Annotated in this window: 24 protein-coding genes; 17 read left to right on the plus strand and 7 right to left on the minus strand. The window is 61.0% G+C overall.

Annotated elements, in window-relative coordinates; all coding sequences use genetic code 11:
* The gene (gene xseA / locus BLP82_RS04585; RefSeq protein WP_060739082.1) at positions 1-1,380 is read right to left on the minus strand and encodes an exodeoxyribonuclease VII large subunit; all 1,380 of its coding nucleotides are present in this window, start codon (positions 1,378-1,380) and stop codon (positions 1-3) included.
* 229 nt (positions 1,381-1,609) lie between these two features.
* On the opposite strand from xseA, the gene BLP82_RS04590 reads away from it, so the two are divergent.
* The 4 genes from BLP82_RS04590 (at position 1,610) to guaA (ending at position 6,459) form a co-directional block, all read left to right on the plus strand.
* Complete coding sequence (locus BLP82_RS04590; protein WP_092165696.1) at positions 1,610-2,377, plus strand: sulfite exporter TauE/SafE family protein; 768 nt, start codon at positions 1,610-1,612, stop codon at positions 2,375-2,377.
* A gap of 66 nt (positions 2,378-2,443) precedes the next feature.
* Positions 2,444-2,992, plus strand: a complete 549-nt coding sequence (locus BLP82_RS04595; protein WP_072408104.1) for a sugar ABC transporter ATPase — start codon at positions 2,444-2,446, stop codon at positions 2,990-2,992.
* 294 nt (positions 2,993-3,286) lie between these two features.
* Positions 3,287-4,756, plus strand: coding sequence for an IMP dehydrogenase (guaB, locus tag BLP82_RS04600; RefSeq protein WP_060739079.1), 1,470 nt, complete (start codon positions 3,287-3,289; stop codon positions 4,754-4,756).
* A gap of 125 nt (positions 4,757-4,881) precedes the next feature.
* Positions 4,882-6,459: a glutamine-hydrolyzing GMP synthase gene (gene guaA, locus BLP82_RS04605; RefSeq protein WP_092165697.1), complete on the plus strand. Its 1,578-nt coding sequence runs from the start codon at positions 4,882-4,884 to the stop codon at positions 6,457-6,459.
* 495 nt (positions 6,460-6,954) lie between these two features.
* Here the strand turns inward: guaA and BLP82_RS04610 are convergent, their stop codons facing one another.
* Both BLP82_RS04610 and BLP82_RS04615 read right to left on the minus strand, forming a co-directional pair.
* The gene (locus BLP82_RS04610; RefSeq protein ID WP_092165699.1) at positions 6,955-7,281 is read right to left on the minus strand and encodes a hypothetical protein; all 327 of its coding nucleotides are present in this window, start codon (positions 7,279-7,281) and stop codon (positions 6,955-6,957) included.
* A 211-nt stretch (positions 7,282-7,492) separates the two neighbouring features.
* Positions 7,493-8,404, minus strand: coding sequence for a LysR family transcriptional regulator (locus BLP82_RS04615; protein ID WP_092165701.1), 912 nt, complete (start codon positions 8,402-8,404; stop codon positions 7,493-7,495).
* 101 nt (positions 8,405-8,505) lie between these two features.
* Here BLP82_RS04615 and BLP82_RS04620 point away from each other — a divergent pair, with 101 nt between their 5' ends.
* The gene (locus tag BLP82_RS04620; protein WP_092165703.1) at positions 8,506-8,832 is read left to right on the plus strand and encodes a nuclear transport factor 2 family protein; all 327 of its coding nucleotides are present in this window, start codon (positions 8,506-8,508) and stop codon (positions 8,830-8,832) included.
* Positions 8,829-9,611, plus strand: a complete 783-nt coding sequence (locus tag BLP82_RS04625; protein ID WP_092165705.1) for an SDR family oxidoreductase — start codon at positions 8,829-8,831, stop codon at positions 9,609-9,611. The genes BLP82_RS04620 and BLP82_RS04625 overlap by 4 nt, the downstream gene beginning before the upstream one ends.
* 142 nt (positions 9,612-9,753) lie before the next feature.
* Here BLP82_RS04625 and BLP82_RS04630 read toward each other — a convergent pair whose 3' ends face one another.
* Positions 9,754-10,365 carry a TetR/AcrR family transcriptional regulator gene (locus tag BLP82_RS04630; protein WP_092165707.1) on the minus strand — a complete coding sequence of 204 codons (612 nt, stop codon included), beginning with the start codon at positions 10,363-10,365 and terminating at the stop codon, positions 9,754-9,756.
* Between the two features lie 104 nt (positions 10,366-10,469).
* Between BLP82_RS04630 and BLP82_RS04635 the strand changes: the two genes are divergently transcribed.
* From BLP82_RS04635 to BLP82_RS04645, 3 genes are all read left to right on the plus strand, one after another.
* Entirely contained in the window at positions 10,470-11,384 is a 915-nt protein-coding gene (locus tag BLP82_RS04635; protein ID WP_092165709.1) for an SDR family oxidoreductase, read from the plus strand.
* A 299-nt stretch (positions 11,385-11,683) separates the two neighbouring features.
* Complete coding sequence (locus BLP82_RS04640) at positions 11,684-11,959, plus strand: hypothetical protein (protein ID WP_092165711.1); 276 nt, start codon at positions 11,684-11,686, stop codon at positions 11,957-11,959.
* Positions 11,960-11,963: 4 nt separating this feature from the next.
* Positions 11,964-12,488, plus strand: a complete 525-nt coding sequence (locus BLP82_RS04645; protein WP_092165713.1) for a helix-turn-helix transcriptional regulator — start codon at positions 11,964-11,966, stop codon at positions 12,486-12,488.
* Positions 12,489-12,526: 38 nt separating this feature from the next.
* Here the strand turns inward: BLP82_RS04645 and treR are convergent, their stop codons facing one another.
* Complete coding sequence (gene treR / locus BLP82_RS04650; RefSeq protein WP_092165715.1) at positions 12,527-13,231, minus strand: trehalose operon repressor; 705 nt, start codon at positions 13,229-13,231, stop codon at positions 12,527-12,529.
* Positions 13,232-13,475: 244 nt separating this feature from the next.
* On the opposite strand from treR, the gene treP reads away from it, so the two are divergent.
* From treP to tadA, 8 genes are all read left to right on the plus strand, one after another.
* Positions 13,476-14,918: a PTS system trehalose-specific EIIBC component gene (gene treP / locus BLP82_RS04655; RefSeq protein WP_092165717.1), complete on the plus strand. Its 1,443-nt coding sequence runs from the start codon at positions 13,476-13,478 to the stop codon at positions 14,916-14,918.
* A gap of 70 nt (positions 14,919-14,988) precedes the next feature.
* A complete protein-coding gene (treC, locus tag BLP82_RS04660; protein ID WP_092165719.1) occupies positions 14,989-16,632 on the plus strand; it encodes an alpha,alpha-phosphotrehalase in 1,644 nt (547 codons plus the stop codon).
* A gap of 142 nt (positions 16,633-16,774) precedes the next feature.
* Positions 16,775-17,998 (plus strand): maltoporin, encoded by a 1,224-nt coding sequence (locus BLP82_RS04665; protein WP_092165721.1) that lies wholly within the window; start codon positions 16,775-16,777, stop codon positions 17,996-17,998.
* A gap of 71 nt (positions 17,999-18,069) precedes the next feature.
* Positions 18,070-20,604 carry a phosphoenolpyruvate--protein phosphotransferase gene (gene ptsP, locus BLP82_RS04670; protein ID WP_092165723.1) on the plus strand — a complete coding sequence of 845 codons (2,535 nt, stop codon included), beginning with the start codon at positions 18,070-18,072 and terminating at the stop codon, positions 20,602-20,604.
* A 2-nt stretch (positions 20,605-20,606) separates the two neighbouring features.
* Positions 20,607-20,894: a PTS sugar transporter subunit IIB gene (locus BLP82_RS04675; RefSeq protein WP_092165725.1), complete on the plus strand. Its 288-nt coding sequence runs from the start codon at positions 20,607-20,609 to the stop codon at positions 20,892-20,894.
* Positions 20,895-20,999: 105 nt separating this feature from the next.
* Positions 21,000-21,392 carry a DUF6632 domain-containing protein gene (locus BLP82_RS04680; RefSeq protein ID WP_092165727.1) on the plus strand — a complete coding sequence of 131 codons (393 nt, stop codon included), beginning with the start codon at positions 21,000-21,002 and terminating at the stop codon, positions 21,390-21,392.
* A 195-nt stretch (positions 21,393-21,587) separates the two neighbouring features.
* A complete protein-coding gene (locus tag BLP82_RS04685; RefSeq protein ID WP_072408147.1) occupies positions 21,588-22,964 on the plus strand; it encodes a multicopper oxidase family protein in 1,377 nt (458 codons plus the stop codon).
* Positions 22,964-23,461: a tRNA adenosine(34) deaminase TadA gene (tadA, locus tag BLP82_RS04690; RefSeq protein ID WP_060739067.1), complete on the plus strand. Its 498-nt coding sequence runs from the start codon at positions 22,964-22,966 to the stop codon at positions 23,459-23,461. Before BLP82_RS04685 ends, tadA begins: the two co-directional genes overlap by 1 nt.
* Before the next feature lie 109 nt (positions 23,462-23,570).
* On the opposite strand, the gene cmoB is transcribed toward tadA, so the two are convergent.
* Positions 23,571-24,527, minus strand: coding sequence for a tRNA 5-methoxyuridine(34)/uridine 5-oxyacetic acid(34) synthase CmoB (cmoB, locus tag BLP82_RS04695; RefSeq protein ID WP_092165729.1), 957 nt, complete (start codon positions 24,525-24,527; stop codon positions 23,571-23,573).
* Complete coding sequence (gene cmoA / locus BLP82_RS04700; RefSeq protein ID WP_092165731.1) at positions 24,524-25,267, minus strand: carboxy-S-adenosyl-L-methionine synthase CmoA; 744 nt, start codon at positions 25,265-25,267, stop codon at positions 24,524-24,526. The genes cmoB and cmoA overlap by 4 nt, the downstream gene beginning before the upstream one ends.
* Positions 25,268-25,355: the final 88 nt, after the last annotated feature.

A 25,355-nucleotide genomic window follows, 5' to 3' on the forward strand; every position in this document is an offset into this window, starting at 1 on the left:
TCAATCCAGTAAAGAAAGGGTGACCGGCGTCAGGTGATTGTCTTCGACCCGCACCAGCAGTTCGCCTTCGCCGAGCTTGGCGGTCAGGCGCTGGCCGGTCTGGGTTTGCCCGGCGCTGCGGATCGCATGGCCGCGTTCGTCGAGCAAGATGCTGTAGCCCCGGCCAAGGGTCGCCAGGGGGCTGACGATGTGCAGCGTCTGCATCTGGTTGTGCAATTGCACGCGGCGCGCCTTGAGGCCTTCACGCATGGCCCGGGGCAGGCGTTCGGCCAGGCTGTCCAGGCGCTGGCGCAACATGGCCAGCTGTCGGCCCGGGTGTTGCCCGGCGAGGCGGGTTTCCAGGCGGATCAGCCGCTCGCGGCGGGTATTGAGGTTGCGTTCGAAGGCCCGGCGCAGGCGCATGTCCAGGTCGTCGAGGCGCTGGGCTTGCTGGCGCAGGCGTTCGCCGGGATGACGCAGGCGCCGGGTGAGGCCTTCGAGACGCAACTGATCGCGCATCAGCCGGTCGCGCATGCGCATCACCAGCCGGCGATGCAGGCTTTCGACCCGGCGCACCAGATCGCCGGCATCCGGCGCCAGCAGTTCGGCGGCGGCGGACGGGGTCGGGGCGCGCACATCGGCGACGAAATCGCTGATGGACACGTCGGTTTCATGGCCGACGGCGCTGACGATTGGCGTGACGCAGGCATCCACCGCCCGGGCCACGGCTTCTTCGTTGAAGCACCATAAGTCTTCCAGGGAACCGCCGCCCCGGGCCAGGATCAGCGCATCGAAGCCACGGGCATCGGCCAGTTTCAGGGCGCGGACGATTTGCCCGGTGGCTTCGCGGCCTTGCACGGCGGTGGGAATCAGGGTCAGGGAGATCTGCGGCGCCCGGCGGCGGAACACGCTGATAATGTCGCGGATCACCGCGCCCGTGGGCGAACTGATAATGCCGATGCGTTGCGGATGGGCCGGCAACGGCACTTTGCGTTCGGCGCTGAACAGGCCCTCGGCGCTGAGTTTTTCCTTCAGGGCATCGAAGGCCAGGCGCAGGGCGCCATCGCCGGCCGGCTCCACGGTGTCGAGAATCAACTGATAATCGCCACGGCCTTCGAACAGCGAAACCTTGCCGCGCACTTTTACTGCCAGCCCATCCTTCAAGGCCTGGCGCACCCGCGCGGCATTCTGCCGGAACAGCGCGCAACGCACCTGGGCACCGCTGTCCTTGAGGGTGAAGTACACATGGCCGGAGGCCGGACGGGCAAGGTTGGAAATCTCGCCCTCGACCCAGATGTTGCTGAACACGTCTTCAAGCAACACCCGCGCACGGCCGTTGAGCTGGCTGACAGTCAGGACCTCGCGGTCCAGGCCCAGTCGGGCGAAGGGATCTTTAATCATGGGCGGCATGATAAGGGCATTCGCTGGTGAATCTCCATGTGTGCAAACAAATCGGATCGAGTTGCCTTCATCGCGAGCAAGCTCGCTCCCACATTTGATTTCCAGTGCGACATAGGTCCAGTGTGGGAGCGAGCTTGCTCGCGATAGCGATAGGCCGGTCACCACAAATGCTGGATATGCCCCGACACATCTGGCTAAAGTCCCCGCTTCGTCATCAAGGAAGTGCCGGATGAATCTTCTGTCGTGGTTGGGCCAGTGGGCATTTGCCCCCATGCAATGGCTGGCGATCGGCTCGGCCATTACCCTGGCCTATATCGTGTTCGGCATCGCCGGGTTCGGCACGGCGCTGGTGGCCGCGCCCATCCTGCTGCTGTTCATGCCCTTGTCGAAGATCATCCCGCTGCTGGTCCTGCTGGATTTTGTCGCGGCCTTCGGCAACCTGTTGCCATCGCGTAGGGACGTGTCCCGGCCAGAGCTACTGCGGTTGCTGCCGTGCATGGCACTGGGCTGCACCCTGGGAGTGATTTTCCTGCTTAACCTCAAGTCCGATCTGTTGTTGCTGTTGATGGGGCTGTTCATCAGCAGCTATGCCATCTATAGCCTGTTGATAAAAACCCGGCCGACGCAGTTGTCATCGCGGTGGGCGTTTCCGATGGGCACGGTGGGCGGGATGTTCGGGGCGTTGTTTGGCAGTGGCGGCTTTTTATATGCCATTTACTTGAATAGCCGCCTGCCCAAGGACCCGGCCCGGGCCACGCAAAGTGCCTTGATCAGTTGCAGCACGGTGGTGCGCTTGAGCCTGTTTATCGTCGCCGGTGTGTATGCCGAGCTACCCTTGCTGGTACTGGCGCTGTGTTTGTTGCCGGCCATGGCGCTGGGGCTGTGGGTGGGTCGTCGCCTGACCATGAGGTTGTCGCGCGAGGCGTTCGTGCGCTTGGTGACCTGGCTGGTGCTCGCCAGTGGCATTGCCTTGATCGGGCGTTACCTGAGTGCTTGACCTGGCTTGGCCAGGGATTAAGCTGCCGGCCTTTATTCGCCCCCATGGGAACCTCCAGGCCTCGTCATGAATTCGCAAAGCATCATCGTCCCGAAAATTTCCACCCTGCCGGTCCACGAGCCCCGGGCCCGGGCGATCGTGCGCTGGCTGGTGCGCAAAAATATCGTCGAAGAACAACTGACCACCTGCGGGCGCACCGGCAATCGCATGGCCCACGCCATCGCCCCCGGTGCCCGCGACGTGGTAATGCACCCCGAAGCCTTGCCGTTCGGCGAAGCGATCAATGGCCTGGAGATCATTACCAAGCGCTGCATCTATACGCCGGCCAAGGGCTTTCTCGAAGAAGCCGGTTGCGCCGAGTGCCGCAAGGAAGTCGGCGAAGCGTTGTTCGAAAGCCTGGAAGACTGGATGCCAGCGCGCACCGACAACTTCACCTGCCCCGAATGCGGCCATGAAGATGACATCAATGGTTTTCTGTTCCTGCAGCCGTGCGGCTTTTCCAACCTGGGGTTCATCTTCAATAACTGGCTGGAGGCGGGGTTCAAGCAGGACTTTCTCGATGAGTTCGCCGATTGGCTCGATCAGCCGGTGAGTTGGGTGCGGGTGGAGTTGTAGATAGGCAGGCTGGAGATTGCTTTCGTGGCGAGGGGATTTATCCCCGCTGGGGCGCGAAGCGGCCCTAAACCCAGGCTATGCGGTACATCAGGCATATTGAGTCGACTGCTTTGGGACTGCTGCGCAGTCCAGCGGGGATAAATCCCCTCGCCACAGGATCAGGAGTGCTCCAGAGATTGTAGTGATTAGCCCCGTCAATCAGCCCGCCAATAATAGACAGAGTTTTACATTGAGCCAGACGGGGTCCATGAGTATAATGGCGCGCTTCCATTTTCCCGCTCGGGAGCCCCCGCGATGCTGCGTATCAGCCAAGAAGCTCTGACCTTCGACGACATTCTCCTAGTGCCCGGTTATTCCGAAGTACTGCCTAACGAAGTCAGTCTCAAAACCCGTCTCACCCGTGGCATCGAACTGAATATCCCCCTGGTTTCCGCCGCCATGGACACCGTGACCGAAGCCCGTCTGGCCATTGCCATGGCCCAGGAAGGCGGTATCGGTATCATCCACAAGAACATGACCATCGAACAGCAGGCCGCCGAAGTGCGCAAGGTCAAGCGGTTCGAGGCTGGCGTGGTCAAGGATCCGATCACCATCGAGGCTGACGCCACGGTCCGGGATCTGTTCGAACTGACCCGCATGCACAACATCTCCGGCGTTCCGGTACTGCACGATGGCGACCTGGTCGGCATCGTCACCTCCCGCGACGTACGTTTCGAGAACCGTCTCGATGCTTCCGTCCGCCAAGTGATGACGCCCAAAGAGCGCCTGGTCACGGTCAAGGAAGGCACCAACAAGGACGAAGTCCGCGAGTTGCTGCACAAGCACCGTATCGAGCGCGTGCTGATCGTCGACGACAAATTCGCCCTCAAGGGCATGATGACCGTCAACGACATCGAAAAAGCCAAGGCCTACCCGCTGGCGAGCAAGGACGACCAGGGTCGTCTGCGCGTCGGCGCTGCGGTCGGCACCGGCAAGGACACCGGCGACCGCGTCGCCGCCCTGGTCAATGCCGGCGTTGACGTGGTGGTGGTCGACACCGCCCACGGTCACTCCAAAGGCGTGATCGACCGCGTTCGCTGGGTCAAGCAGAACTTCCCTGACGTGCAGGTGATCGGCGGCAACATCGCCACCGGCGAAGCCGCCAAGGCCCTGGCCGAAGCCGGTGCCGACGCGGTCAAGGTCGGTATCGGTCCTGGCTCGATCTGCACCACCCGTATCGTCGCCGGTGTCGGCGTGCCGCAGATCAGCGCCATCGCCAACGTCGCCGCCGCCCTTGAAGGCACAGGCGTGCCGTTGATCGCCGACGGCGGTATCCGCTTCTCCGGTGACCTGTCCAAGGCCATCGTCGCCGGTGCCTACTGCGTGATGATGGGTTCGATGTTCGCCGGTACCGAAGAAGCGCCGGGCGAGATCGAGCTGTTCCAGGGCCGTAGCTACAAGGCTTATCGCGGCATGGGTTCGCTGGGCGCCATGTCCCAGGCCCAGGGCTCTTCCGACCGTTACTTCCAGGACTCCTCCGCGGGTGCCGAGAAGCTGGTGCCGGAAGGCATCGAAGGTCGCGTGCCGTACAAAGGCACCCTGAGCGCCATCATCCATCAACTGATGGGCGGCCTGCGTTCCTCCATGGGCTACACCGGCAGCGCCGACATCGAAGAGATGCGTACCAAGCCGGAATTCGTGCGCATCACCGGCGCCGGCATGGCCGAGTCCCATGTCCACGACGTGCAGATCACCAAGGAAGCGCCGAACTATCGGGTCGGCTGATGCCGACAGCTATAAGCCACAAGTTATAAGCTGCAGGCGGGGCTGTGTTCATACAGCTACCGCGCAGCTTCCGATTACTTGCAGCTTGCAGCTTGAAGCTTGCAACTGCTTTATAGAGTTTTCCCATGGCCCTCGACATTCACGCTCACCGCATCCTGATCCTCGACTTCGGTTCCCAGTACACCCAGCTGATCGCCCGCCGCGTGCGTGAAATCGGCGTGTACTGCGAACTGCATCCGTTCGACATGGATGACGAAGCGATTCGCGAATTCGCTCCGAAAGGCGTCATCCTCGCCGGCGGCCCCGAGTCCGTGCACGAAGCCGACAGCCCGCGCTGCCCGCAAGCCGTGTTCGACCTGGGCGTGCCGGTCTTCGGTATCTGCTACGGCATGCAGACCATGGCTGAACAGCTGGGCGGCAAGGTCGAAGGTTCGGACCTGCGTGAGTTCGGTTATGCCCGCGTCGACGTGGTCGGCAAGAGCCGCCTGCTGGACGGTATCGAAGACCACGTCGACGCCGACGGTCTGTTCGGCCTGGACGTGTGGATGAGCCACGGTGACAAGGTCACCAAGATGCCGGAAGACTTCCACATCCTGGCCAGCACCCCGAGCTGCCCGATTGCCGGCATGTTCAACGATGATCGCCGTTACTACGGCGTGCAGTTCCACCCTGAAGTGACCCACACCAAGCAGGGCGGCCGCATCCTGTCGCGTTTCATCCTCGACATCTGTGGGTGCGAAGCCCTGTGGACCCCGTCGAAAATCGCTGAAGACGCCATCGCTCAGGTCCGTGCCCAGGTCGGCAGCGACAACGTGCTGCTGGGCCTGTCCGGCGGTGTGGACTCCTCGGTGGTTGCCGCATTGCTGCACAAGGCCATTGGCGACCAACTGACCTGCGTCTTCGTCGACAACGGCCTGCTGCGCCTGCACGAAGGCGAGCAAGTGATGGCCATGTTCGCCGAGAACATGGGCGTCAAGGTGATCCGCGCCAACGCCGAAGAGCAGTTCCTGAACAACCTGGCCGGCGAGTCCGACCCGGAGAAGAAGCGCAAGATCATCGGCCGCACCTTCATCGACGTGTTCGATGCCGAATCCTGCAAGCTGGACAACATCAAGTACCTGGCCCAGGGCACCATCTACCCTGACGTAATCGAGTCGGCCGGCGCCAAGAGCGGCAAGGCCCACGTGATCAAGTCCCACCACAATGTCGGCGGCCTGCCAGAGGAAATGAACCTCAAGCTGGTCGAGCCGCTGCGCGAATTGTTCAAGGACGAAGTGCGTCGCCTCGGTCTCGAACTGGGCCTGCCCTACGACATGGTCTACCGCCACCCCTTCCCGGGCCCGGGCCTGGGCGTGCGGATCCTCGGTGAAGTGAAGAAGGAATACGCCGACCTGCTGCGTCGCGCCGACCACATCTTCATCGAAGAACTGCGCAAGGCCGACTGGTACCACAAGGTCAGCCAGGCGTTCGTGGTGTTCCAACCGGTGAAATCGGTGGGCGTGGTCGGCGATGGCCGTCGTTACGCCTGGGTCGTGGCCCTGCGTGCCGTGGAAACCATCGACTTCATGACCGCTCGCTGGGCACACCTGCCGTACGAGCTGCTGGAAACCGTTTCCGGGCGCATCATCAACGAAATCGAAGGCATCTCCCGCGTCACGTATGACGTGTCGAGCAAGCCGCCGGCGACGATTGAGTGGGAATGATCCTGCGTCCGGCACTGACCGGCACGATCTAGCAAACCAATGCCCTGAAGCTCGCGTAATTGCGGGCTTTTGGCTTTTTTGGCCTGGCAAGTTCTGGCCGCTTTGTGCATCGCCGAGACGGTGTTTATGCGGTGTGGTACGGGGCATTGACTGAGCCAAATGCCCATGCCTAGCGCTCGATACCATGTCGCCTTAGCAGGCAAGGGCATGGTATCAAATCTCATGACAAGCCCGGTTTCATTGGGTTTTATCATTGTGCGCGAGTGCTTTTCCAAGCAGGGTATTTTTTACATGGAATCCGATTGATTGCCATGTTGACCGATACCAAGCCTATTTAGCGAACAGCACACTAGTCTAATCAAAATCAAAAAATTAAAGTTATGAAAAATCATAACTCGAAATCACTTCTCTCTAGGGAGCCAAGAGCAACTCTATATAAGGAGTAGAACTCAACTAAATATTCAAGAGGCTCTTGGTATACACTGTCTTTAAAAATCAACCACCGAATGGAGTAGCACTAACTGGTGGCTGACCTTTTTTAGCACAGGATGGTGGGTTGGTCATGCCAAAGGTCAAGAGGTTCCCGCCGTTGATAATGCAATTAAACTGTTGATTATCTTTGGACTTCAACGCGGCGAACGTATTGGTTCCTTCCGTCCGGCGGCTTACCAAAGTCAGCTCCTCAGGAGAATACCCTAGGGCCCCGCCAGCCTGGGATTTTATTTGGTCATCAGTGAGTATATTAGTTTTGCTAGCGATGACATTACATCCAGCTAGTGCCACCAAAACAGAAACCGCTGCAACAAGTTTTAATTTTGTCATGGTTTTCTCATTTTTTTAGGGTGAATTAGAATCCTGTCAGTAGTTTAGAATTAAGCCTCGCATAGAAACCATAGTATAAATGTGCTATGGCCAAATCGTGGAGCTTGCCCTTTAGAAGCGGAAATGCGCATGCTGCTGCCACCTCTTTTGTGCTGGAAGCCATAGCTCACTCCGTGGTGTTTGCCGACGCTATGGCGACCCTTCCTGAGGCCTAGCGCCGATCGAACGGTTTTCGATCCAGGAGACAGTCGATGAACGCCCCGAGGAGGGCTGGTCGATGCTGGCGGCTCGGATAGTAGAGGAACAACCCCGGGCGCGAAATCGACCAGTCCGGCAGGACCTGGACCAGCCGTCCCTGGGTCAAGAGCTCGCCCACGCCATCTCGCTCGAAGTGATAGGCAATGCCGAGCCCGTTCAGCGCAGCAGCAATGCCGATGTCAGCATGATTGGTGACGACGGGGCCGTCCACCGCCACTTCGAGCCGCTGCCCTCGTTTCTTGAACTCCCAGCGATATTGCCTGCCGTCCATCTGGAGCCGCCAGTTGATGCATGTATGGTTATGCAAATCGGCAGGTGACTTGGGGGTTCCTCTACGCGCGATATAGTCCGGGGAGGCCACGGCCACCATGTTCAGGTCCGGCGTGAGGCGCACGGCAACCATGTCTTTCTCGAGCTGCCCACCTACGCGGATGCCCGCATCAAAGCGGCCAGAGACAATATCGGCGAGCGCGTCGTCGACCACGATGTCGAGAACCACGTCAGGGTGTGCTTGATGGAAGCGTGAAAGCCGGGGCGCGATGATGGTCCGCGCTGCGATCCCCAGCGTGTTGATGCGAAGCGTGCCGCTCATCTGCCCTGTCGCCTCACTGGCTTGGGCGACTGCAGCAGCCATCTCCCGAAACAAAGGCGCTATGCGCCTGTAGAGCAGTTCGCCACTGGCCGATGGCGCGACGCTTCGAGTTGTGCGATTCAGAAGGCGAGCGCCGATGCGGCCTTCGAGCTGCCGGATGGTCTGGCTGAGTGCCGACGGCGATAGGCCCAAATGCTCTGCAGCTCGGGCAAAGCTTTGGCGCTCCACGACGGCTACGAAGGCCTTCAGTTCAGCGAAGTCGGATCCACGCATTCTGTATCGTTTCCTAAGTAAGCTATAAAGATTCTAGTGTATTCACTGAATTCAGGTAGGCGCGCATCCTAAGGCCTTCGCTGACCCCATGGAGCCAAAACTTGAATACCTTGACCCTTCCTGAGCCTATTGCCGCGTACTTCGCGGCGCAACACAACCCCGACGCCTTGGCGCGTTGCTTCACCGCGCAAGCCGTCATGAAGGACGACGGCCGTACCTACACGGGCGTCGACGCCATCAAGGCCTTTATGGCCGAGGCATCGGCCAAGTACAGCGCGACGAGCGTGCCGTTCGCCATTGAGGGAGAGGACGGCTTTCAAGTTGTCCGCGCCAACGTCACCGGCAACTTCCCTGGCAGCCCGATCGTTCTGTCCTACCGCTTTCGCCTTGAACGCGGCCTGATCGCATCGCTGGAGATCACGGCATGAGCTTCGACCTTCATCTGAATGGCCTGCGGACATTGGTCACCGGCGGCACGCTGGGCCTTGGCGCTGCCGTCGTGAAAACCCTTGTGGAGGCCGGCGCTCGGGTGGCGACATCCGCTCGCACCTTGCCAGCGGAGCCGGTGGAGGGCGTCAATTACGTGGCTGCCGATCTGTCGACGGCGCAAGGTGCGAATCATCTTGCTCAGACCGTCCTGCAGGACTGGGGCGGCGTCGATATCCTGATCAACGTGCTCGGCGGTTCGCACACTCCCGGTGGCGGTTTCGCCGCGATCAGTGATGAGCACTGGTTCGCCGAGCTGAACCTGAACTTGATGCCTGCCGTACGCCTGGATCGTGCGTTGTTGCCAGCGATGCTGGCTCAGGGCTCCGGCGTCATCATCCACGTCAGCTCCATCCAGCGCGTGCTGCCTTTGCCCGAGTCCACCACCGCCTACGCCGCAGCCAAGGGGGCCCTCACGACCTACAGCAAGTCTCTGGCGAGAGAGGTGACGCCGAAGGGCGTTCGCGTGCTGAGCGTTGCGCCGGGCTGGATTGAGACCGAGGCTTCCGTAGCGTTTGCGCAGCGGATGGCGGCGGACGCCGGAACGGATTACGAGGGCGGCAAGAAAATCGTCATGGATTGGCTGGGAGGAATTCCAGTAGGTCGACCGGCCACACCACAAGAGGTGGCCGATTTGATCGCGTTCCTGGCGTCCCCGCGGTCCGCTTCGATCGCAGGGGCCGAGTATCGGATCGACGGCGGCACCGTTCCGACAGTTTAGCCAACAGCCGCGACTGGCTGAACACTGGCCGCGTGACCTCGCAGCATGGCCCCGGCGTACGCCGAGGCTTTTCCCGAACCGGACGCGGCAGTTCTGTCGCGTCCGGTATCAATGTCCACCCGCAAGCGCCCCGTCGCTACAGTCAAAGCTCTGTTCTCAAACTGTCAAAGGCGTCCTGCAGGAAGTTGGCCACCGGCTTTCGCTGGCCAGTCTGATCCCGCCACGCCTGAAGCGCGAGTCTCATCGCACCGACGGACACCACGGCCACCATCCGAAGGGCCAACCGCCGCTCAGGTTGCCGCCAGACCTCGCACAGCGTGTTGAACAGCGCTTGTTCCTGTTGCGCGTAGTACGCCTGCTTGCGCGCAAGCAGCGATTCGCTCGAACGCATGAGATTGTCCACGGCTGTCATCTGCTCGGTCGTATAGCGCGCGATGTGCTTGACCATCACATCGCGAACAGCATCGAGTGGCGGTACGTCGGGCGATGTCTTCAGCAGATCGGCAATCAACCTGGCCGAATCGGCGTCCTGCCAGAACAAGATGATGTCGTCCTTCGATTTGAAGTACGAGAAAAACGTGCGGCGCGAGATGCCAGCCGCTGCCGCGATGGTGTCCAGCGTTGTGCCGTCGTAACCGTTGGCGAGGAACAAGCGCTGGCCGGCCTCGGCGATGCGCTGGCGTGTTTCGCGGCGTTTGCGTTCCCGCAAGCCTTCTGTGGGGGCTGCACCTGCGGGAGGGAAGGTTTCTGACATTCGATGGCCTATTGCATTGTTGCACTGAGTGCATTAAGTTTTAGCACTAGGTGCATATTTATATGCACCTAGTGTGCATTTCAACTTCTCGGCAGGCAAGCATCATGACCCACTGGACAGTTTCCGACATCCCTTCCCAACGCGGCCGTACGGCGGTCGTCACCGGTACTGGCGGCCTTGGGTTCCAAGACGCGCTGGCGTTGGCCCGTGCCGGTGCGAATGTCATCATCGCCGGTCGAAATCCGTCGAAAGGCGCCGCAGCAGTCGATCAGATTCGCCAAAGTGTTCCCGGCGCGAATGTGACTTTCGCGGCACTGGATCTCGCCAGCCTCGAATCCATCGAGGCGTTTGGCGAGAGCCTGCGGAGTTCGCGCGACAGCCTGGACTTGCTGATCAACAACGCGGCTGTGATGGCGCCGCCGAAGCGTGAGGTGACTTGCGACGGATTCGAGTTGCAGTTCGGCACGAACTACCTGGGTCACTTCGCCTTGACTGCCCAACTGCTGCCGCTGCTACGCAAGGGCAACAAGCCACGGGTGGTCAGTCTTTCAAGCGTCGCCGCCCGAAGTGGCACGATCAACTTCGATGATCTGCAAGCTCAGCGCAGCTACAAGCCGATGCCGGTTTACAGCCAATCGAAACTCGCTTGCCTGATGTTCGCCCTTGAATTGCAACGCCGCAGCGATGCTGCTGGCTGGGGCATCCAGAGCGTCGCTGCCCATCCGGGCATTTCGCGCACCGATCTGTTGCCCAATGGCGCCGGTGCATGGAGCGTTCCGGGTATGGCTCGTCGCTACATGTGGTTCCTGTTCCAGCCGGCAGCGCAGGGGGCGTTGCCGACCCTCTTCGCCGCGACCTCACCGCAGGCTCAAGGCGGTGTCTATTACGGCCCGGACAGGCTCAGCGAAATACGCGGCTATCCGGCCATTGCCAAGGTTCCTGCGCAAGCACTGGACACGAGCGTCGCTGCGAGGCTGTGGGTTGAGTCGCAAGGGCTTACGGAAGCGGTCTTTCGGTAAACCAGCCGTGCATAAATACATTGCCTATGCTTCGCGACTGCCAATCGCGCCTACATACCGCGGCAGTGTTGGGAGGGTGGTGCCGTCACCTTTCGCTACGATTACCCGCCTTGGAGCGCACCAGGAAGCGCTTATCATCGGCTGCAGCCCTATGGGTATTTCACCGGCATGGTTCACGGAGACTTGTCGCATGCCGATCAATTTTGCCTTTCTGAGACGTTGCCGAGTGCGGCTGTTCGAAAGAAGGGAAGGTTGTCATTTGACAACTCTGCGGGTCGTGCGAATACTGGAGATCACGGATGATTCGTCCAACGCACCCGAAGAAAGAGATCGAAGACGCGCTCAGGCATGCCGAAGGGCGCGGGTGGCGCATAGAAGTTGGCGGCGGTCACGCCTGGGGACGGGTTTATTGCCCGTACAACGACGTGGAGTGCCGTTGTGGCGAGTTCTGCATCACATCGATATGGAGCACGCCGAAGAATCCTGGCAACCATGCGCGAGCGTTGCGACGCGTCGTGGACAATTGCTCGACGCATCGCAATCGGCGCGATGCGGATTACGATGTTAAGGAATAGAACAATGGAATTTACCTTTACCTTGAAATATCAGCTTGCTGACGATGGCTGCGCGCTGGATGAACTGGTCGAGCGGCTGGGTGAAGCGGGCTGCGACGATGCCTTGGTAGGCATCGGGCAGCCGGGGCGGCTGGCGCTTGAGTTCACTCGCGATGCGCCTGATGCGGTTGAGGCTGTGCTTAGTGCACTGGGCGACGTTCGCCGCGCCGTGCCATCGGCCAGACTGATCGAGGTAGCGCCTGATTTAGTCGGGCTGACCGACGTAGCCGAGATCGTCGGTGTATCTCGGCAAAACATGCGCAAGCTGATGTTGGCTCATCCGGGCAGCTTCCCGACGCCCGTGCACGAGGGGAGTGCGTCTATCTGGCACTTGGCAGACGTTCTGACCTGGCTACAGGCCAAGGGCAGCTATTCGCTGACCAAGAACGTGTTGGACGTGGCCCAGGTGGCCTTGCAGGTCAACGTTGCGAAAGAAGGCCGGCGGTTACCGGGCTTGCCTTTCAAAGGGCTGGAAGCTTTGGTTGGGTGACATGCTTGTGGCGTCGCTGACCGGGGATTCACACGACTTCAGCGCCGCGCCACATCCGAAAAATAAAACTTGTCCAGGGTGTGCCGTGATTCGGTGTACTCGAACTGTCGGCCGTCCTGGAGAAAGGTCTGGTTGCTGACCACGATGACGTGGCTTTGGCCGTCGAGGTCCAGGTGTTGCTGGTCGTCCTTGCCGCAGCGAACCGCTTCGATGGTGCGCTGGGCATAGGCGATTTGCAGCAGCAGGGTCTGTTCGATGAAGGCGTAGATCGAGCGCTCGGCGATGTCGCGGGTCAGGCCGGGGATCACATCGCTGACGAAATGGTTGATGTCCAGGATCACCCGTTTGCCGTCGATTCGTCGTACCCGCTTGATGCGCGTCACCTGGCTGCCGGCGGGAGCCTTGATGTGCTCGAGCAGGGCACCTTCCAGGGGCATCTGGCTGAATTCGACCACATCGGTGCTGACGTCGTCGCCCAGGCGCGGGTACGTCTCCTGGAAGCTGACGATGCCGCCGAGCTGGAATTCGATGGGGGAGGTCGACAGCACGAAGGTGCCCTTGCCGTGGATCTTCTGGGCAAAACCACGTTCCTGAAGCTGTTCGATGGCCTTGCGCACGGTGCCTCGACTGGCCTGGTAGCTGTCCATCAGTTCGGTTTCCGAAGGCAAGCGGGCGCCACGCTCCAGGCGTTCGGTGGTAATGCTGGTCAGCAGATCGTTGTAGATCCGGTTGTATTTACTCATGGAGAGGGCTCTGTACCGCGCTGTTCACCGGGGCGGAACCTTAAGGGCCAAGTGGGGGATTTGTCCATTCGGCTGTCATTATTTGATGAGAGGAGCGTAGGACGCTTCCCGTTTTGTCAGGGGCATCATAAACAATTTCAAAACTCGTCTGTACGAGTTGTTGATTTAACTCGTACAGACGAGTACTTTCCCTTCCACGTGCTGTCGACTCTCAATAACAAGAATGACGCGGAAGAAAAAAAGCATGAGCCACGACTACTCCAAAATCGCCAGTGAGCTGCTGCAAAGCCTCGGTGGCGTCGACAATATCGAGCAAGCAGCCCATTGCGTGACGCGCCTGCGCCTGTCCCTCAAGGACGCCGCCCGGGTGAACAGCGCCACGCTGAACCAGGTCGACCTGGTCAAGGGCTCGTTTTTTACCGGCGGGCTGTTCCAGGTAGTCATCGGCCCGGGCGAAGTGGAAAAGGTCTACGCCGCCCTGCGGGAGCTGACGGGCCTGGCCGCCGCGACCATTGCCGACGTCAAGCGCCAGGGCGCGCAGAAGGGCAACGGCATGCAGCGCCTGGTACGGGTGCTTTCCGACGTGTTCATGCCGATCCTGCCCGCCTTGGTGATCGCCGGCCTATTGATGGGCGTCAACAATCTGCTGGGGGCCAAGGGCATGTTCATTGCCGGCCAGACGTTGCTCGACGCGTATCCGAACCTGGACGGTGTCTGGAGCCTGATCAACCTGATGGCCAACACCTCCTTCGTCTTTCTTCCGGCCCTGGTGGGATGGTCGGCGGCCAAGCGTTTTGGCGGCAGTGAAATTCTCGGCATCGTGCTGGGCCTGATGCTGGTTCACCCGGACCTGCTCAACGCCTGGAACTACGGCAAGGCCGTGGCGGGGCTGGACGGCCAGAGCCTGCCCTATTTCGATATCTTCGGCTGGTTCCGGATCGAAAAAGTCGGCTACCAAGGGCAGATCCTGCCGATCCTGCTGGCGGCCTATGTCATGAGCGTGATCGAGAAGTGGTTGCGTGCCAGGGTGCCCAACGCCATCCAGCTGCTGGTGATTCCCATCACCACCATTGTGGTCACCGGGGTGCTGGCCCTCGCCATCATCGGGCCGGTTACCCGGCACCTCGGGATCCTGATCACCGAAGGCATGGTGGCGCTGTTCGACCTGGCGCCGGTGATTGGCGGGGTGATTTTCGGCCTGCTCTATGCGCCGCTGGTAGTCACCGGCATGCACCACATGTTCCTGGCGGTGGACCTTCAGTTGATCTCGACCCAGGGCGGGACCTTTATCTGGCCAATGATCGTCATGTCCAACCTGGCCCAGGGTAGCGCGGCGCTGGCGGTGTTCTACATGACCCGCAATGCCCGGGACAAGAGCATGGCGTCCACCTCGGCGATTTCCGCTTACTTCGGCATCACGGAACCGGCGATGTTCGGGGTCAACCTGCGCTACAAATTCCCCTTTTATTGCGCCTTGGCCGGTTCGGCCCTGGGCTGCATTTTCCTCTCGTTGAACAAGATCAAGGCCTCAGCCATTGGCGTGGGGGGCTTGCCGGGTTTCATTTCGATCATTCCCGACGCCATACCCATGTTCGTGATCGGCATGGTCATCGCCATGAGCGTGCCCTTTGCCCTGACCTGCGCGTTGAGCATGAAGATCGTCCGGCCCGGGTATCGCGTCGCCTGACCTCCATATAGCCGGGCTGCCTGCAATGAAACCTGCGGGCCAGCACCCAACAGATTGAAGGAATCTCGCCATGCAAGACTGGCAACGCTCAGTGATCTACCAGATTTATCCAAAGAGTTTCTACAGCCACGGCGGCCAGGCCACCGGTGATTTGCTGGGCGTCGTGGACAAGCTCGACTACCTGCACTGGCTGGGAGTCGATTACCTGTGGCTCACCCCGTTCCTGCGTTCCCCGCAACGGGACAACGGCTACGACATCAGCGATTACTACACCATTGACCCCAGCTACGGCACCATGGTCGATTGCGAGTTGTTGATCGCCGAAGCCAACAGGCGCGACATCAAGCTGATGCTCGATATCGTCGTCAACCACACGTCCATCGAGCATCCCTGGTTCCAGGCTGCTCGCAGCAGCCTCGACAACCCGTACCGCGATTTCTATATCTGGCGCGACCAGCCCAACAGTTGGGAATCCAAATTCGGTGGTTCTGCCTGGGAGTACGAAGCACAGACCGGCCAGTATTACTTGCACCTGTTCGACCACACTCAGGCCGATCTGAATTGGGACAACCCGCAGGTGCGCGCCGAAGTGTTCAAGATGATGCGCTTCTGGCGGGACAAGGGCGTGGGGGGCTTCCGTCTCGATGTGATCAACCTGATCTCCAAGCCGGCCGACTTTCCTGACGATCACACCGATGGCCGACGTTTCTATACCGATGGCCCGAACGTACACCGCTATCTGCAGGACATGCACCGGGATGTCTTCGAAGGCTTCGACCTGATCAACGTTGGCGAGATGTCGTCCACCAACCTTGAGCACTGCGTTCGTTACTCGTGCCCGGAATCACGGGAGTTGTCGATGACCTTCAACTTCCATCATTTGAAAGTGGATTACCCGAACCTGCAAAAGTGGGTGCGGGCCGACTTCGACTTTTTAGAGCTCAAGCGCATTTTGTCCGACTGGCAGACCGGCATGCAGGCCGGTGGCGGCTGGAACGCACTGTTCTGGTGTAACCATGATCAGCCGCGGGTGGTGTCGCGTTTCGGGCAAGACGGAAAGTATCGGGTGGTCTCGGCGAAGATGCTTGCTACCGCGTTGCACTTTCTCCAAGGCACGCCTTTCGTGTACCAGGGCGAGGAGCTGGGGATGACCAATCCGGGCTTCGATCACATCGATCAGTACCGCGATGTGGAAACCCTGAACATCTACCGCCTCAAGCGCAACGCCGGAGTGCCTGAAGCCGAGGCCATGGCGCCGATCATGCAAAAGTCCCGCGACAACGGGCGCACGCCGATGCAATGGACTGCCGGGCCGAACGCGGGTTTCAGCCGTGCCGAACCCTGGATCGACGTACCCGCCAACGCGGCCTTCATCAATGTCGAGCAGCAACTGCAAGACCCGACCTCGGTACTGCATTACTACCGTCGCTTGATTGCCCTGCGTCGCAGCGAAGCCTTGATCCAGGACGGGGTCTATCGCCTGCTGCTGCCCGAGCATCCCCAGGTGTGGGCGTACCTGCGCGAAGGGCAGGGCGAACGCCTGCTGGTCGTCAGCCACTTTTACGGTGGCGACTGCGAAGTCCAGTTGCCCGAAGGGATTCTCTCCGGCGACACGAAGCAACGCTGGGTGATCGGCAACTACGACCGCCAACACCGTGAGCGACGATTGTTCCTACGCCCCTACGAGTCGTTCGTGCTGCACCTGAGCGACTGAATAAACGTCATTTCTGACCCAGGCATTGCCTGATAGCGACCACGTTGCGCTCGACGCACCGTGTGCCCTTTATCGCCCATTCGTTGGCAGGCGAAGGACGATTGAAGTGCATCAAAAAACAATAAAAAAGAAGGAGCGGCATATGAAAACAACAATAAATCGTGGACTTGCGGTGTCTTGTATCTGCCTGGCGTTGCCATTCCCGGCCCAGGCCTTGGAGTTCTCCGGCTACCTGCGCAGTGGCGTCGGCAGCGCCACCAATGGCCGCTCCCAATCCTGTTTCCAGTTGCCTGGGGCACAAAGCAAATACCGATTGGGCAACGAGTGCGAACAATATGGCGAACTGGAGCTGCGCCAGGATCTTTTCACCCTCGACGACGGTTCGGTACTGAGCGTGGATGGCATGGCGTCGCTGTACAACCGCTACGACCGCACGCCGACGTTCCAGGGCGAAAACGGCGCGGCGCGGATGCCGCAGATGTATGCCCAGTGGTCGAACATGCCCAGCCTGAACGGAGGCTCGCTATGGGCCGGTCGGCGTTACTACAAGCGTAACGACATCCATATTTCCGATTTCTACTACTGGAACCAGAGCGCCACTGGGGCCGGAATCGAGGATGTGTTGATCGGCGGGCTGAAATACAGCTACGCCTTTTCGCGCAAGGACAACCTGTATCAGAAAGACCCAGTCAACCGGCATGATTTCAACGTGGGCGGCTTCGATACCAACCCCGGTGGCGAGCTGGAGTTCGGCGTAAGCTTCATCGATCAGGCGAATCGTCGTGATGCCCATCGCGGCTGGGCCTTGACCGCCCAGCATGTGCAGCAGGACTTCCTGGGTGGCAAGAATAAACTGGCCTTGCAATACGGTGAGGGGCCCGGCACCGGACTGGGTTATACCGGCGATACCGGACTGGACGACAGCAACAAGAGCTATCGTCTGGTGGAGTTTTTCGATTGGCAGGTCACGCCGCGTTTCGGCGGGCAAGTGCAGGCGGTGTACCAGAAGGACATTCGCCCTGATGGCGCCGATCAGGACTGGCTGTCGTTGGGGGTTCGGCCGGCCTATGCCATCACCGATCAGTTCAAGTTGGTGGCGGAACTGGGCCATGACCAAGTGCAGGCCAGCGATGGAACACGCAAGCTGAGCAAATTCACCTTTGCCCCTACCTGGTCGCCCAAGGGCCCGGAATTCTGGGCTCGCCCGGAAATACGACTGTATTACACCTACGCCAGCTGGAACGCGGCGGCCCAGCGCGCAGCCAATGAACTGGCGGCCGGTTCGGCGCTGTCCGACACCGGTGCATTTGGCGGCACGCGGCATGGTTCCAACGTGGGCGTGCAGGTTGAGTACTGGTGGAAATGACCCGTGTGACGCGGGTCGGTGGATGCGCTCTGCCCGCGATGCCAAAAGAACAGACAGCAGCAGGTGAAGTCATGAACACAACGCAACCTTTGCAATTGCTCGCACCGTTGTCCGGGGTCTTGATGCCCTTGGACAACGTGCCTGATCCGGTCTTTTCCAACCGTGTCGTGGGGGATGGAATCTGTATCGATCCGACTTCGCAGACCCTTTGTGCGCCGCTCTCCGGTGTTGTCGGCACGCTCCAGGACAGCGCCCATGCAGTGAGTGTCACCAGTGACAACGGTGTTCAGGTGTTGATGCACATCGGCCTGGACACGGTGAACCTGGCGGGCAAGGGCTTTACTTCCCGAGTAGAAATAGGTCAACGAGTCGAGGTCGGGCAACCGCTGATCGATTTCGATGCCGACTACATCGCCCTGCACGCGCGCAGTCTATTGACGTTGATGCTGGTGGTCACTGGCGAAGACTTCAGCCTGATACCGGCCCAGTCGTCCTGGGTGGAAAGCGGTCAGCCGTTGCTGCAGGTGAGTCAAGGGACGCCAGGGCAGGACACGCAGACGCAACAGGGCTCGGTGCTGTTTTCCAAGCCGCTGATCCTGCCTAATGACAGCGGTCTGCATGCGCGTCCCGCTGCGGTGTTCGCCCAGGCGGCCAAAGGCTTTGATGCGAACATCTGCCTGCACAAGCAGCAGGCCAGCGCCAATGCCAAATCCCTGGTGGCGATCATGGCGTTGCAGACGGTCAAGGGCGACAGTTTGCAGCTCAGTGCCGCCGGTCCACAGGCCGAACAGGCGCTCGAGGCACTGACGCAACTATTGTTGGCGGGCTGCGGTGAATCCGTCCAGGCGCAGCCGACGCCAGAAGTGCCCATGTGCGTCGAATCGCCCACGCCTGAGCGCTGGCAAGGCGTGTGTGCCTCGCCGGGCTCGGTGTCGGGTGTGGTGGTGCAGATCGCGACCCATACGTTGGAAGTGCAAGAGCCAGGCGCGGGAATCGAGACCGAGCAGGCCCTTCTGGACCAGGCGTTGAACCAGGCGAACCAGGCATTGAAGGCGTTGCAGAGCGAGAGTGCAGGCAGTGTCCAGGCCCAGATTTTTGCCGCGCATCAGGAGCTGCTGGAAGACCCCACCTTGCTGGAGCAGGCTCGGGATTTGATCGTCGAAGGCAAGAGTGCGGCCTTTGCCTGGAAAACCGCGACCGAGGCGACCGCCACGCAGTTCCAGCAGTCGGGCAGTGTCCTGCTGGCCGAGCGCGCGATGGATCTGTCCGATGTCGGGCATCGGGTCCTTAAGCTGATCCTCGGCGTACGGGACCACGCCTGGGATCTGCCCGAGCAGTCGATCCTGGTGACCGCGCAGTTGACGCCGTCCCAGACCGCCAACCTGGACACCTCGCGAATCGCCGGTTTCGTCACGGTGGGTGGCGGTGCTACCAGCCATGTGGCGATCCTGGCCCGTGCGCTGGGCCTGCCGTCGTTGTGTGGCGTGCCTGAGCAGGTATTGACCCTCGCCAACGGCACCCCGGTGTTGCTGGATGCCGACAGCGGAGAACTGCATTTGAATCCAGACGCGGCGCGGATTGAGCAACTCCAGGCCTCCCGTGACCGACAGTTGCGACGGCAGCGGCGCGACCTCGAGCAATCGGCCCTGGCGGCCCGTACCCTTGACGGTCATCGAGTCGAGATCACTGCCAATGTCGGCTCGCTTCGGGACGTGGAGCAGGCCATGACCCTGGGGGGCGATGGGGTGGGGCTGTTGCGCTCCGAACTGCTTTACCTGGATCGCGCCCACCCACCGGGACACGACGAGCAAGCGCTCCTGTATGGCGCCGTCGCCCGGGCCCTGGGAGCTGAGCGTAATCTGGTGGTGCGTACCCTGGACGTGGGCGGGGACAAGCCGCTGGCCTATGTGCCGATGGCCCACGAGGCCAATCCTTTCCTGGGCATGCGTGGTATTCGCCTGTGCCTGGAGCGACCTCAGTTATTGCGCGAACAGTTCCGGGCAATTCTCGCCTGTTCGGGGCTGACGCGGCTGCACATCATGCTGCCAATGGTCACGCAGCTGTCGGAGTTGCGGCTGGCGCGGCAGATGTTGGACGAAGAGGTGCGCAACCTGGGCCTGCCGCAAGCGCCGAAGCTGGGCATCATGATCGAAGTGCCGGCGGCGGCGCTGATGGCCGACCTGTTTGCTCCCGAAGTGGATTTCTTCTCCATCGGGACCAACGACTTGACCCAGTACACCTTGGCCATGGACCGCGACCACCCGCGCTTGGCCAGCCAGGCCGATGGCCTGCATCCGTCGGTGCTGCGCCTGATCGCCCGGACGGTCGAGGCCGCTCACGCCCATGGCAAATGGGTCGGAGTGTGTGGCGCGCTGGCATCGGAAACTTTGGCGGTACCGGTGTTGCTGGGGCTTGGCGTGGATGAGCTATCGGTCAGCGTGCCGCTGATTCCGGCCATCAAGGCCTGCGTGCGTGAATGGGATCTGAGCGAATGCCGCACGCTGGCCCAACAGGCCTTGACCCAGGAAAGCGCCGAGCAAGTGCGCGATCTCTTGCGTATTCATTCACCCACGGCCAGTCCGGCCACCCTGGCCATGGAGCATTGAACATGTTCGACAAACTGCAACAGGCATTCTGGAAAGCCCTGACCCCGGACCTGGTACTGGAAGAGTCCAGGCCTGCGACAGCGGTTGATGAGCTGTCACCGGCCATCGTCGCCGCGCTGGGTGGCGCGGATAACCTCAAGCACCATCAACCCGTAGCGCTGACGCGGCTGCGGGTGGAGTTGCGGGACGTGGCACGGATCGACCGGCCGGGGTTGAGCGCGGCCGGGGTGGCAGGGGTGATGACACTGGAGCACGGTGTGGTGCATCTGATTACGGGCATGCCGGCCTGAACCGTCAAGACGACTGACGGTATCGGTTGACGGGATATACACCGGGGAGCGTTCTATACTCACGGGCATCCAGTTACGGCAATCCGCCGCAATAAGGAGCCCGCCATGAACGACACCCAACGGCTCGCCGCCTTGCGCATCGTTTTGATCGTAGTTGGTCTGATCGCCATATTCGCGATCTGGCCGCTGATGATCCTGTGGCCGTCCGGCTGGGCGTGGCACAGCGGCCATTCCCAGTATCCGCTGATGATCGTCGGCATCTACGCGACCCTCGGCGTGTTCCTGCTGATGGCGTCGCGCGATCCGATGAAACATTTGAGCCTGATCTGGTTCACCGTGTGGTCGAGCGTCGTGCACGGTGCGATCATGGCCGTGCAGTCCTTCGGCGTCGAGATGGACGGGACAAGCCACGTCGGCCATCTGGTGGGCGACGTGCCCGCGTTGTTCATCGTTGCAGCGGCGTTGGCCTTCTTCACGCCGCGGCACAGCAATACGTAACCAGCGAATAGACTGATCCTGTCGAAAAGGCTTGTCTCGGAGTGCACGAAAATGCCCTGTGGATAACCTCCCCAGGGCATTTTTCATTTTGTTTTTTTCATTTTCGCTGGCCTTACTGTTTCTCATCTGCGGGTGTATCGTATTCGCCTTTTGCGGGCCCAACGGTTCGCGCGGATTCAATAGGTGGTTGCGTTCATGTCCTTTACCCGTCGCCAAATACTCGGTGGCCTGGCCGGTCTTGTTGTCGTTGGTGTGGGTGCAGGCGGTGCGTCGCGGTACTGGCTGGGCAAGCGGGCGGACGCCGAGGCCGGTCACGACTATGAACTCATCGCGGCGCCCCTGGACGTGGAGCTGGTGGCCGGGCACAAGACCCAGGCCTGGGCCTTCGGCCCCTCGGCGCCGGGCACCGAGCTGCGGGTGCGCCAGGGCGAATGGTTGCGGGTGCGCTTCATCAACCACCTGCCGGTCGCCACCACCATCCACTGGCACGGTATCCGTTTGCCGCTGGAGATGGACGGCGTGCCGTATGTCTCGCAACTGCCGGTGCTGCCGGGCGAATATTTCGACTACAAATTCCGCGTGCCGGACGCTGGCAGTTACTGGTACCACCCCCACGTCAACAGCAGCGAAGAACTCGGCCGTGGGCTGGTGGGACCGTTGATCATCGAAGAGCGTGAGCCCACCGGCTTCAAGTACGAACAGACCCTGAGCCTCAAGAGCTGGCATGTGGATGAGCAGGGCGAGTTCGTCGCGTTCAGCATTCCCCGCGAGGCGGCCCGTGGCGGCACGGCCGGGCGGTTGGCGACCATCAACGGCGTGCCGCAGGCGGTGATCGATCTGCCGGCCGGGCAGATCACCCGGGTGCGTTTGCTCAACCTCGACAACACCCTGACTTACCGTATCAACATCCCAGGCGTTGAAGCGCAGATCTATGCGCTGGACGGCAATCCCATCGAACCGCGTCCGCTGGGCAAGGAATACTGGCTGGGCCCGGGCATGCGCATTTGCCTGGCGATCAAGGCGCCGCCGGCGGGCGAAGAATTGTCGTTGCGCAATGGCCCGGTGCGCCTGGGCACCTTGCGTTCGGTGCCCAACAGTGATGCACCGACTCAGTGGCCGCCGGCATTGCCAGCCAACCCGGTGTCCGAACCGGACCTGGCCAATGCCGAGAAACTCAACTTCAATTTCGAATGGGTCGGCTCGGTGTCGGTCAATGTCGACAACGGCAAGCCGCCAAGCCTGTGGCAGATCAACGGCAAGGCCTGGGACATCACCGACAAGACCTGCGCTGACCGGCCGATCGCCACCCTGAAGAAAGGCCAGAGCTACATTTTCGAACTGAAGAACATGACCCAGTACCAGCATCCGATCCACTTGCATGGCATGAGTTTCAAGGTGATCGCGTCGAACCGGCACAAGGTCGTGCCGTATTTCACTGACACTTACTTGCTGGGCAAGAACGAACGGGCGCAGGTGGCGCTGGTGGCGGATAATCCAGGGGTGTGGATGTTCCACTGCCATGTGATCGACCACATGGAAACCGGCCTGATGGCCGCCATCGAGGTGGCGTGATGCGCCAGATTCGCCCCGCCCGGATCATCGACCGCAGTCGTGACCAGGACTTCATGCGCGAAGCCCTGGCCCTCGCCGCCCAAGGCGCCGCCCTGGGGGAAGTGCCGGTGGGCGCGGTGCTGGTGCAGGACGGCGAGATCATCGGGCGCGGCTTCAACTGCCCGATCAGCGGCCACGACCCCAGCGCCCATGCGGAAATGGTCGCCATCCGCGCCGCCGCCCAGGCGGTGAGCAATTATCGCCTGCCCGGCAGCACCCTCTACGTGACGTTGGAACCGTGCAGCATGTGCGCCGGCCTCATCGTCCACTCGCGCATCGCCCGGGTCGTCTACGGCGCCCTGGAGCCCAAGGCTGGCATCGTGCAGAGCCAGGGGCAGTTTTTCAGCCAGGGTTTCCTGAACCATCGGGTGATGTTCGAGGGCGGGGTGCTGGCCGAGGAATGCAGTACGGTGTTGAGTGAGTTCTTCAAGGCCCGAAGAGCCAAGTCTTCAGACTGATCCCCTGTGGGAGCGCGATAGCGGTCTGTCAGGCAACATGTCTGTTGAATGTCCGGCCGTCATCGCGAGCAAGCTCGCTCCCACAGGGGGCTTGTGGTGGTTGGGCGATTTATTTACGTGCCACAATCACCGCCCGCATCGGCGCCGGCAGCCCTTCGATGGTCTTGCTGTGGTCGGCGGGGTCGAGGAAATCACTCAATGACTGATACTTCATCCACTCGGTGCTGCGCTGTTCTTCCACGGTCGTCAGGCTCACGTCCACGCAACGCACGTCGCTGAACCCAGCGCGGCGCAGCCAGCGTTCCAGGGCCGGGACCGACGGCAGGAACCACACGTTGCGCATCTGCGCGTAGCGGTCCTCGGGTACCAGCACCTGGTGTTCGTCGCCTTCGATCACCAGGGTTTCCAGCACCAGTTCGCCGCCCTTGACCAGGCAGTCCTTCAAGGCGAGCAAGTGTTCGATCGGCGAGCGGCGATGGTAGAACACGCCCATGGAAAACACTGTGTCGAAGCCTTCCAGTTCCGCTGGCAGGGCTTCGAAGGGGAACGGCAAATGCCAGGCGTTGGGCTGCGACAGGTAGCGCTGTACCGCCTGGAACTGGCAGAAGAACAACCAGTTGGGGTCGACGCCGATCACCGTGTCCGCCCCGGCGCCGAGCATGCGCCACATGTAATAACCGTTGCCGCAGCCCACGTCGAGGATGCGCTTGCCCGCAAGATCCAGGTGCGGCGCCACCCGCGACCACTTCCAGTCCGAGCGCCATTCGGTGTCCACGTGCACGCCGAACAGGTCGAAAGGCCCTTTGCGCCAGGGTGACAGGCCCATCAACGCGGCACGCATTTGTCCACGGGTTTCGTCGGAACAATCGGCGTCGAGGGTCAGGCCATTCAGTAGGTCGACGGTGGTGGGTTGCAAAACCGGCAGCGCATCGAGGGCGCTTTGCCAACGCTCCAGGTCGCCGTGGCCCTTTTCCATCTTGCTGTCGAGTTGCGTCTGCAGCGTCGCGGCCCAATCGGCCAGGGGCGTGCCGGCCAGATGGCGGGCGAGGGGGGACAGATCGATCATGGCAGGGCAATCAACGAGGCGAAGTTAAGACACTGGAACCACGGCACGACTTTCGAGAAGCCAGCCGCCAAGAGGCGCTCGCGGTGCTCTTCGAGACTGTCGGGCTTCATGACGTTTTCGATGGCGCTGCGTTTCTGGGCAATCTCCAGCTCGCTGTAGCCGTTGGCGCGCTTGAACGCCACGTGCAGGTCGGTGAGCAGGGTGTGTTCCTCTGCATCGTTGAAACGCAATTTTTCCGACAGGATCAGGGCGCCACCCGGCAGCAGGGCCTGACGGATGCGGCTCAACAGTGCGGTGCGCTGGTCCGGCGCGATGAATTGCAGGGTGAAATTCAGTGCCACCACCGAGGCTGGCTGGAACGTCAGGGCGAGGATGTCGCCTTCGATCACTTCCACCGGCAGCAGCTCCTGGAACATCGAGTCCTGGCCGTTGAGGTATTCACGGCAGCGCTCAACCATGGCCGCTGAGTTATCCACCGCGATCACCCGGCAACCATCAGTGCGCACATGACGGCGCAGGGCCTGGGTCACCGCGCCCAGGGACGAGCCGAGATCGTAGAGCACGCTGCCCGGCTGGGCGAATTGCGCGGCGAGCACGCCGAGGTTTTCGACGATGGTCGGATAACCTGGCACCGAACGCTTGATCATGTCCGGAAACACCCGCACCACGTCCTCGTTGAAGGCGAAGTCCGGCACTTGGGCCAGGGGTTGGGCGAATAGGCGATCAGGGTCTTTGCTCACGGCGGTTCCAGCGGCATGGGTGGTGAAAAGGCCGGCATTTTAACCAAAAAACCAGTGGGAGCGAGCTTGCTCGCGATGGCCATGGTTC

It is taken from the genome of Pseudomonas sp. NFACC37-1 (assembly GCF_900101575.1).
Lineage (GTDB): Bacteria > Pseudomonadota > Gammaproteobacteria > Pseudomonadales > Pseudomonadaceae > Aquipseudomonas > Aquipseudomonas fluorescens_AA.

What these genes read in the sequence shown, in the direction of transcription:
- xseA (WP_060739082.1), bottom strand. Translation starts at nt 1,380, where the DNA reads ATGATTAAAGATCCCTTCGCCCGACTGGGCCTGGACCGCGAGGTCCTG.
- BLP82_RS04590 (WP_092165696.1), top strand. Translation starts at nt 1,610, where the DNA reads ATGAATCTTCTGTCGTGGTTGGGCCAGTGGGCATTTGCCCCCATGCAA.
- BLP82_RS04595 (WP_072408104.1), top strand. Translation starts at nt 2,444, where the DNA reads ATGAATTCGCAAAGCATCATCGTCCCGAAAATTTCCACCCTGCCGGTC.
- guaB (WP_060739079.1), top strand. Translation starts at nt 3,287, where the DNA reads ATGCTGCGTATCAGCCAAGAAGCTCTGACCTTCGACGACATTCTCCTA.
- guaA (WP_092165697.1), top strand. Translation starts at nt 4,882, where the DNA reads ATGGCCCTCGACATTCACGCTCACCGCATCCTGATCCTCGACTTCGGT.
- BLP82_RS04610 (WP_092165699.1), bottom strand. Translation starts at nt 7,281, where the DNA reads ATGACAAAATTAAAACTTGTTGCAGCGGTTTCTGTTTTGGTGGCACTA.
- BLP82_RS04615 (WP_092165701.1), bottom strand. Translation starts at nt 8,404, where the DNA reads ATGCGTGGATCCGACTTCGCTGAACTGAAGGCCTTCGTAGCCGTCGTG.
- BLP82_RS04625 (WP_092165705.1), top strand. Translation starts at nt 8,829, where the DNA reads ATGAGCTTCGACCTTCATCTGAATGGCCTGCGGACATTGGTCACCGGC.
- BLP82_RS04630 (WP_092165707.1), bottom strand. Translation starts at nt 10,365, where the DNA reads ATGTCAGAAACCTTCCCTCCCGCAGGTGCAGCCCCCACAGAAGGCTTG.
- BLP82_RS04635 (WP_092165709.1), top strand. Translation starts at nt 10,470, where the DNA reads ATGACCCACTGGACAGTTTCCGACATCCCTTCCCAACGCGGCCGTACG.
- BLP82_RS04640 (WP_092165711.1), top strand. Translation starts at nt 11,684, where the DNA reads ATGATTCGTCCAACGCACCCGAAGAAAGAGATCGAAGACGCGCTCAGG.
- BLP82_RS04645 (WP_092165713.1), top strand. Translation starts at nt 11,964, where the DNA reads ATGGAATTTACCTTTACCTTGAAATATCAGCTTGCTGACGATGGCTGC.
- treR (WP_092165715.1), bottom strand. Translation starts at nt 13,231, where the DNA reads ATGAGTAAATACAACCGGATCTACAACGATCTGCTGACCAGCATTACC.
- treP (WP_092165717.1), top strand. Translation starts at nt 13,476, where the DNA reads ATGAGCCACGACTACTCCAAAATCGCCAGTGAGCTGCTGCAAAGCCTC.
- treC (WP_092165719.1), top strand. Translation starts at nt 14,989, where the DNA reads ATGCAAGACTGGCAACGCTCAGTGATCTACCAGATTTATCCAAAGAGT.
- BLP82_RS04665 (WP_092165721.1), top strand. Translation starts at nt 16,775, where the DNA reads ATGAAAACAACAATAAATCGTGGACTTGCGGTGTCTTGTATCTGCCTG.
- ptsP (WP_092165723.1), top strand. Translation starts at nt 18,070, where the DNA reads ATGAACACAACGCAACCTTTGCAATTGCTCGCACCGTTGTCCGGGGTC.
- BLP82_RS04675 (WP_092165725.1), top strand. Translation starts at nt 20,607, where the DNA reads ATGTTCGACAAACTGCAACAGGCATTCTGGAAAGCCCTGACCCCGGAC.
- BLP82_RS04680 (WP_092165727.1), top strand. Translation starts at nt 21,000, where the DNA reads ATGAACGACACCCAACGGCTCGCCGCCTTGCGCATCGTTTTGATCGTA.
- BLP82_RS04685 (WP_072408147.1), top strand. Translation starts at nt 21,588, where the DNA reads ATGTCCTTTACCCGTCGCCAAATACTCGGTGGCCTGGCCGGTCTTGTT.
- tadA (WP_060739067.1), top strand. Translation starts at nt 22,964, where the DNA reads ATGCGCCAGATTCGCCCCGCCCGGATCATCGACCGCAGTCGTGACCAG.
- cmoB (WP_092165729.1), bottom strand. Translation starts at nt 24,527, where the DNA reads ATGATCGATCTGTCCCCCCTCGCCCGCCATCTGGCCGGCACGCCCCTG.